Annotated in this window: 1 protein-coding gene; it reads left to right on the top strand. The window is 46.7% G+C overall.

The features are described 5' to 3' along the window. Positions 1-8,800, top strand: an 8,800-nt coding sequence (locus tag ACED48_RS12105) for a tandem-95 repeat protein (protein ID WP_371726451.1), incomplete at both ends; no start/stop codon positions are given.

Below are 8,800 nucleotides of genomic sequence, written 5' to 3' on the forward strand. Positions count from 1 at the left end.
GGCGACATCGATATCAGCTTCGATATCTCTGATGGCTCCAATACCGTTCAAGCTTCTGCAGACCTAACCGTTAACCCAGTAAATGACCTGCCAGTACCTCAAGATCAACAGTTCAGTATTGCAGAAGACGGTACTTTACTGTTCACAGACGCGGATCTGCTTACAGGCGCGACAGACGTTGAAGGTGATAACCTGACGGTTGAGGGCATCACCTATGAAGGCACTGATGGCGTATTGACTGACTTGGGTGAGGGATCATATAGCTTTGCGCCAAACGAAAACTTCAATGGTGATGTGAGCTTTAGCTTCGATGTGTCAGACGGTACTGATACCGTGTCTGCAAACATTGATGTTAGCGTGACTCCTGAGAACGATCCGCCTGTTGCGGGCTCAACGTCTTACACGGTGAATGAAGACAACTCGATTACCATTTCTGATGCACAACTATTGGCAACATCTTCAGATATTGAAGGTGATGTATCGATAGATAGCGTGACTTACTCTGGTAGTGATGGTGTCCTCGAAATCAATGGTAACGGCACTTACACCTTCTCGCCAAATGAGAACTTCAGCGGTGAAATTGCACTGGATGTGGTTGTTGCTGATGAAGATGGCACGACGGACGCGACGACCGCGGGTATCAATGTTCTTGAAGTGAACGATCCGCCGGTTGCAGGCCCAACGTCTTACACCATTGATGAAGACTCAGTACTGACTTTCAGTGAGTCACAAGTGCTACTGAATGCTTCTGATGTAGAAGGGGATGTTGAGCTTGTTGGTATTAACTACAACGGCCCTGACGGTATCTTCTCGGTAAATGGTGACGGCACTTGTAGCTTCGCACCGAATGAGAACTTTAATGGCCAAGTTCAGCTTGATGTCACCATCCGTGATGAAGACGGTGCAGAAGTTGAAACCGTCATCAATGTTGACGTACTGCCAATCAATGATGTACCAGTATCCGATGATTTGGCTTACAACGTTAACGAAGATGGTTCAATCACACTGAGCCAAGATCAGCTGTTGTCTCAAGCGTCTGATGTTGAGGGTGAAGACCTAGCCGCGAGCGACTTAACGGTAGATGGTAACGCAACAGTAACCGCCAATGATGATGGTAGCTTTACCATCGTTCCAGATGCGAACTTCAATGGTGACATTGATATTCAATTCAACATCACTGATGGTACTGACACGGTTCAAGCAACCGCCGATCTTACTGTTAACCCAGTTAATGACTTGCCGGTTCCTCAAGACCAACAATTCAGTATTGCAGAAGACGGTACGCTTCAATTTACAGATGCCGACCTACTTACCGGTGCCTCCGATATTGATGGCGATGACTTAACCGTTGAAGGTATTAGCTATACAGGTGGTGATGGCGTACTGACCGACCACGGTGATGGTACTTATACCTTTGCGCCAAATGAAAACTTCAATGGCGATGTGAACTTCAGTTTCGATGTGTCTGATGGCACAGATACAGTCAGCGCTAACATTGATGTGAGTGTGACTCCTGAGAACGATCCGCCAGTTGCGGGTTCAACCTCATACATGGTCAATGAAGACAATGCCATCACAATTTCTGATGAACAACTGCTAGCAAACTCTTCTGACGTTGAAGGTGCCGTGTCGGTTGACAGCGTAACTTACAGCGGCACAGATGGTGTGTTCCAAGATAATGGTGACGGCAGTTACACCTTCCTTCCTAATGAAAACTTCAGTGGTGATATCAGCCTTGACGTTATTGTTGCCGATGAAGACGGTTCGATTGATGAAACCACTGCGGGCATCACCGTTCTAGAAGTGAATGATCCTCCCGTTGCGGGTCCAACGTCATACACCATTGACGAAGATTCGGTTCTGACGTTCAGTGAATCTCAGATTCTTGTCAATGCTTCGGATATCGAAGGCGAGGTAGAGCTCGTTGGCATTAACTACGATGGCTCGGACGGTATCTTTACTGTAAATGGTGATGGTACATGCAGCTTTGCACCCAACGAAAACTTCAATGGTCAGGTTCAACTGGGTGTGACCATTCAAGATGAAGATGGCGCAACGGTTGAAACACACATTAACGTTGATGTATTGCCAATCAATGATGCGCCAGTATCGGGCGATTTGGCTTACACCATCAATGAAGATAGCTCCATCACGCTAAGCCAAGAGCAATTGCTAGCACGAGCAGGTGATATCGATAGCGACAATATAGAAGCTATCAATCTATCTACTGATGAAAATGCGACCATCCAACACAATGATGATGGCAGCTACACCATTACACCTAACGCCGACTACAACGGTGACCTAGATCTGAACTTCGATATCGTCGATAACGATGGTGGTGAGGTTCAAGTTGGTCTTGATATCACAGTGAACCCGTTAAATGACTTGCCACAAGCGCAAGATCAACAGTTCACGATTGAAGAAGACGGTACGTTACTCTTTACCGATGCTGACCTACTTGCAGGCGCGTCAGATATTGATGGTGATGAACTGTCGATTGAAAACGTGCTCTACACAGGTGCAGATGGTGTTCTTAGCGATAATGGCGACGGCACATACAGCTTTGCACCAAACGAGAACTTCAATGGCGATGTTCAATTCTCATTCGATGTCTCTGACGGTACTGATTCAACATCAGCTGTTATTGATGTCAGCGTTACGCCTGAGAATGATCCGCCGGTAGCGGGATCGACATCTTACACAGTTCAAGAAGATGGCCAAATCACGATCAGTGACGAGCAACTATTGGCAAACTCTTCCGATGTAGAAGGCGATGTATCACTGTCAGGAGTATCGTACTCCGGTGATGACGGCTCTTTTGTTGATAATGGCAATGGTACTTACACCTTTACGCCAAATGAAAACTTCGATGGTGATATTTCACTAGATGTTGTTGTCGTTGACGAAGACGGTGCAACCGCAACCACAACCGCTGGCATCGATGTTATCGCTGTGAATGACGGACCTGAAACGTCTGGCATTCAGGCAGAGGTAGACGAAGATAACTCCATCACTATTACTCAAGAGCAGTTGCTTGCAAACGCAACCGACATTGAAGGTGATGATTTAACGGCATCTAACCTACAAACCAACGATCCAGACGCGATAATTGTTGCGAATGACGATGGTTCATTCACCATCACGCACACAGAAAACTTCAATGGCGAGTTGGACTTCACATACAGCATCAGTGATGGTGAGAATGAAGTTCTGACTACACTCGACCTAACGGTTAATCCAGTTAATGATGCGCCAGAAGCGGGCGAAGAGATCTTCATCCAAGCGCAAGAAGATCAAACGGTTGGTGTGACGCTTCGTGAAGAACCTGCACTACGTTTAGACCAAGCGCCAGAAAACGGCATCATTGAAGCGAATGTGAATGACGAATGGGTGGTACTGGAAGTAGGACAAGAGGTACCAGCTGACACAGAAGTACGCTTTGTTCCAAGTGAAGGCGCGTTAGCTGAGGGCACACATACCACGCAAATTGGTACCTTCGATGATAATGCGAGCGTAGACGACTGGGGCACAGAAGTGGACCCATATACTCGTGAATTCTCGGATGGCGACTTAACGGTCACGGTTCAAAGTAATGATGAGCCTCTTGGTGCATGGAATGGCAATACCCACATTGGTCATGGGATCGGTGATACCGACCGTCAAGGCCTAAGTGGTGATGAGAAATTGACTGTTTCGGTTGAAGGTCAAGACATCAACGAAATCAGCTTCCACTTAGATGGTTTGGGTGGCTGGTTCATGGAAGAGTCGCGTCACTTTACTGAAGTAGAAATTCGCGCTTTCAATGATGATGGCGAGTTAATCGACTCGATGACTTATCACAAAGAAGATCGCAGTAATTACGAAACGGATTATACCCTGACCACAAGTGAGCCAGTGTCTTACTTTGAGCTCGGTACAGTACAAGGCAATGGTACTTACGTGGTTCAAAACATGACAGTGTCACAAACTTGTCCTGATGAGGCTGTGTTTACTTCGATTGGCGTAGACGGCTCTGAAATCACGGAAACGGTTGAGTTGAACATCCATGCCGGTGACAGCGAAATCGAGCTAACGGCTGATCTTCCGAATATCACGGTTGACACTGAAGGTTCTGCTCAGTTTGCTTCTGTTGTGATTACCGAAGAGCAGCTACTGGCACAGGCATCAGACATTGATGGCGATGATCTTGATATTCAAAACCTTGAGCTGGTGGGTGAAAACTCAGAGCATGCAACACTCACCGATAATGGTGATGGCACTTGGACAGTAACACCAGGTGAAAACTTTCATGGTGAAATCGAACTTGGTTACCAAGTTACCGATGGTGAGCTTACAGACAGCAACATCATCAACATCAACTTCGAATCAGTAAATGATGCGCCAATCGTTTCTGGCCCAATTGTCCTATCGACAGACGAAGATCAAGGTATCACGTTCAGTGCTGATGATTTACTGGTGAACACCACAGACGTTGAAGGCGATGCGCTGTCTATTTCTGACATCACTTACGGTGGTGATGATGGTGACCTAATCGACAACGGCGATGGTACATTTACCTTCATGCCGAATGAAAACTTCAATGGTGAAATCGACATCGACTACAAAGTCTTCGATGGCACCGATGAAGTGGCAACGCACCTAGACCTAACGGTTGTGCCGGTCAATGATGTGCCGGTTCCGGGCGAACCATTACACACCCAAATGCTTGAAAACGGCTCGATGATCATCGAAGCGAAAGATCTATTGTCTGGTGCTACCGATGTCGATGGCGACATTCTTCATGTCGAAAACCTATTACTTGCAGACCAAACGCAAGGTACGCTGACGGATAATGGCGACAACACATTCACTTTCGAACCTACAGAGAACTTCTCTGGTGAAGTGAATCTGACCTTCGATATCAGTGATGGTCAAGCAAGTGCACCAAGCACTGCTACAGTCGACGTTGAAATTGTCAACGAAGGCCCTGAAGTTAGCGGTCCAGTTGAAGCGGCTGTTGATGAAGATGGTTCAATTACCATTACGCAAGAAGACTTGTTAGCGAACGCAACGGATATCGATGGTGATAACCTTCAAGCGGTTAACTTAGCGACCAATGATCCCAATGCCGTTATCGCAGAAAACTCAGACGGTAGCTTCACCATCACACCAAGTGCTGACTTCTTTGGTGAGATTGAGTTTACCTACGATGTTACTGACGCAATTGAGACTGTCGCAGCCGACCTTAACCTAACCGTGAATCCAATCAATGATGCTCCAGATGTGCCGGACATGTCTTTCACTACGGAAGACGGTCAAGCCATTACCATTACCGAAGCTGAACTATTGGCACAAGCGACAGACGTTGAAGGTGATGAACTGTCAGTTGTGAATGTGACGAGCGCAAGCGACACGGTAGAAGTCACAGACAACGGCGATGGAACATACACATTAACACCAGAGCAGGGCTTCTTCGGTAACGTTGACTTAGCGTTTGACGTTAGCGATGGCACTGATGTGGTTGCCGCAAACATCGACCTGAAAGTTGAGTTCGTCAATGATGCGCCAGAAGCAACTCCAATGGTTGCGGATGTCGACGAAGATGGTTCAATTTTGGTTACACAAGAGATGTTGTTGGAGAACGCGAGTGACCAAGATGGCGATGAGCTGTTTGCTACTTCGCTTGAAACCAATGATCCAAATGCCAGCATTGTAGACAATGGTGATGGCACGTACACAGTGACACCTTCTGAAAACTTCAACGGTGATATTGCATTCACTTATGAGGTGAGCGACGGTGAGCTGAGCACGTCTAATGATATGACATTGACCGTGAATCCGGTGAATGACATTCCAATTGTTGCCCCAGGCATGTACCACATTGAAGAGGATGGCAGCATCCTGTTCACTCAAGAGGATCTGTTGAGCGGTGCGATTGATATTGATGGCGACGACCTCAGCGTTACTAGCATCAATTACTCTGGCGATGAAGGCACAATCACCGATAACGGTGATGGCACGTTCAGCTTTGTTCCGGAAGAGCACTTCAGTGGTGATCTGCAGTTCAGCTTTACGGTTACAGACGGTACGGATGAAGTTGAACAAGACATTAATGTTCACATTGAAGCCGTAGCTGATGCGCCTGACTTAGTTATCACTGATGGAGATGGTGTTAACGTTGATGATGAAGCTATTCTGGTTGAGCCAGGCGGTATTGTTGAACTTAACATTGCTGCGGCACTTGTCGACCAAGACTTGTCTGAAACACTCACTGTAACGGTAGATGGTGTGCCAGAAGGCTCGGTTATCCAATACGATAACGAAGGCGTTCTGAATGACCAAGAAAACGGTATCACCAGTTACAACGATACTGAAATCACAGTAACGTTTGAAGGCGAAACCGCAGGCTACCAAAACGCAGCCGGTTACTACAAAGTTGATGAAGATGGAAACATCACAGGTGTTGAAGTTGTTTACGAAAACGCATCACAAGTTGGTGGTGGCGGTGACCTTGTCCCAGGGCAAGATCAATTCAGCTTCCAAGTTGCAGAAGGTGAAAGCTTCAACCTGTTCTTGATTCCAAACGGACATCAGCACAACGACTTTAACGCGATGCAAGAAGGTCAGTATGAGTTCCGTGCTGAAGATGGTTCGCCAGCAAACATGGATACAGTAGATCCTCAGCTTATCTTTATTGGTGCCGATGGAACAGAAACTGTCGTTCAAGGTGAGAATGGTGATGCGATCTTCCATGGCGGTTCAAGCTCTCAGTTAAACCAAGATGGCCTCGAACATACTCGCACGACGGTCAATGAAGGTGGCGAGCTAGTCTATGGGTTTGAAGATCTTTATGGCGGCGGTGATGCTGACTATGCCGATTTCAACTTCACAATCGATGTGGGTGAAGTGAATAGCCAAATCTACAGCGGTGAAGTGACGGTTGGCCCTGATGGTACGGTGAACTTACCAACAACGGCTATCGAAAATTCACTACAAATCCAGTTACCAGAAGACTTTAACGAACAGCTTGAAGTTCATGTAACGGCAACCGCAACAGAGCTATCGAATGATGATTCTGAAACGGTTTCTCAAACCATCTACATTAACGCGACAGGCGCGCACATTGAGCACGCACCTGAAGCACTGCCTGTTGCTGCAACAGTAGAAGAAGATGGTTCTATCACCATTACGCAAGAAGACTTGTTAGCCAATGCTCGTGATCTCGATGGCGACCAGCTGACGGCTCTGAATTTAGCAACCGATGATGAGAGCGTTACGATTACCGATAACGGTGATGGTACGTACACATTAACGCCAGATACTGATTTCAATGGCGATGTTAGCTTTACGTTTGATGTGTCTGATGGTGATGATGTTGTTTCTACCAACCTAGAGTTAACGGTTTCACCAGTGAACGATGGTCCAGAAGCACAAGACCAGACATTCACAGTCGGCGAAGATGGTGTGTTAACTTTCAATGACCAAGACCTATTAACAGGTGCGACGGACATTGAAGGAGACGACCTAAGTGTTGAAGGTGTAACGTATACTGGCACAGACGGTGTCTTAACTGATAATGGCGATGGCACATACAGCTTCGCACCAAATGAAAACTTCAATGGCGATGTGAACTTCTCGTTCAATGTATCAGATGGTACCGATACGGTAACCGCTAACATTGATGTCAGCGTGACGCCAGAGAACGACCCACCTGTTGCGGGTAACACGTCTTACACGGTTCATGAAGACAACTCCATCACAATCAGTAACGAACAATTGCTAGCGAACTCTTCGGATATCGAAGGCGAAGTCGCGATTGATAGCGTGACTTACACTGGCAGTGACGGTGTTCTGGAAATTAACGGTGACGGTACATATACCTTTTCTCCAAACGAGAACTTCAATGGCGAAGTTAGCCTTGATGTGGTTGTTGTGGATGAAGACGATGCCGCCGTATCGACTATAGCAGGCATTACCGTTCTAGAAGTGAACGATCCGCCAGTTGCTGGTCCAACGTCATACACCATCGATGAAGACTCGGTACTGACCTTTAATGAGTCTCAAATTCTGCTGAATGCTTCAGATATTGAAGGTGACGTAGAGCTCGTTGAGATCAACTACGACGGCCCAGACGGTATTTTCTCAATCAATGGTGACGGTACATGTAGCTTCGCTCCGAATGAAAACTTCAACGGCCAAGTGCAGTTGGATGTGACCATTCAAGATGAAGACGGTGCTCAAGTTGATACCTACATTGCGGTTGATGTTCTTCCTATCAATGATGTACCAGTGTCTGGTGACTTGGCATATAGTGTTGAAGAAGACGGGTCAATTACCTTAAGCCAAGAGCAATTACTTGCTCAAGCTAGTGATATTGAAGGGGATGACCTAACAGCGGCTAACTTAACCGTTGGTGGTGATGCGATAGTTACTGCAAACGATGACGGTAGCTTTACCATTACGCCTGATGCGAACTTCAATGGTGATATTGACCTTACGTTCGACATCAACGACGGCACGGATACGTTCGTCGCTACCGCAGACCTAACAGTGAATCCAGTTAACGATTTACCACAGCCACAAGCTCAAACGTTCAGCATTGGTGAAGATGGTATCTTTAACTTTACCGATGAAGATTTGCTAACCGGTACGACAGACATTGATGGGGACGACTTATCAGTTGAAGGTATCATTTACACCGGTGCGGACGGTGTTCTTACTGATAACGGCGATGGAAGCTACAGCTTCGCACCAAACGAAAATTTCAATGGTGATGTGAACTTCAGCTTTGATGTGTCAGATGGCACGGATACGGTTC

This window comes from Vibrio sp. 5S239 (assembly GCF_041439575.1).
Lineage (GTDB): Bacteria > Pseudomonadota > Gammaproteobacteria > Enterobacterales > Vibrionaceae > Vibrio > Vibrio kanaloae.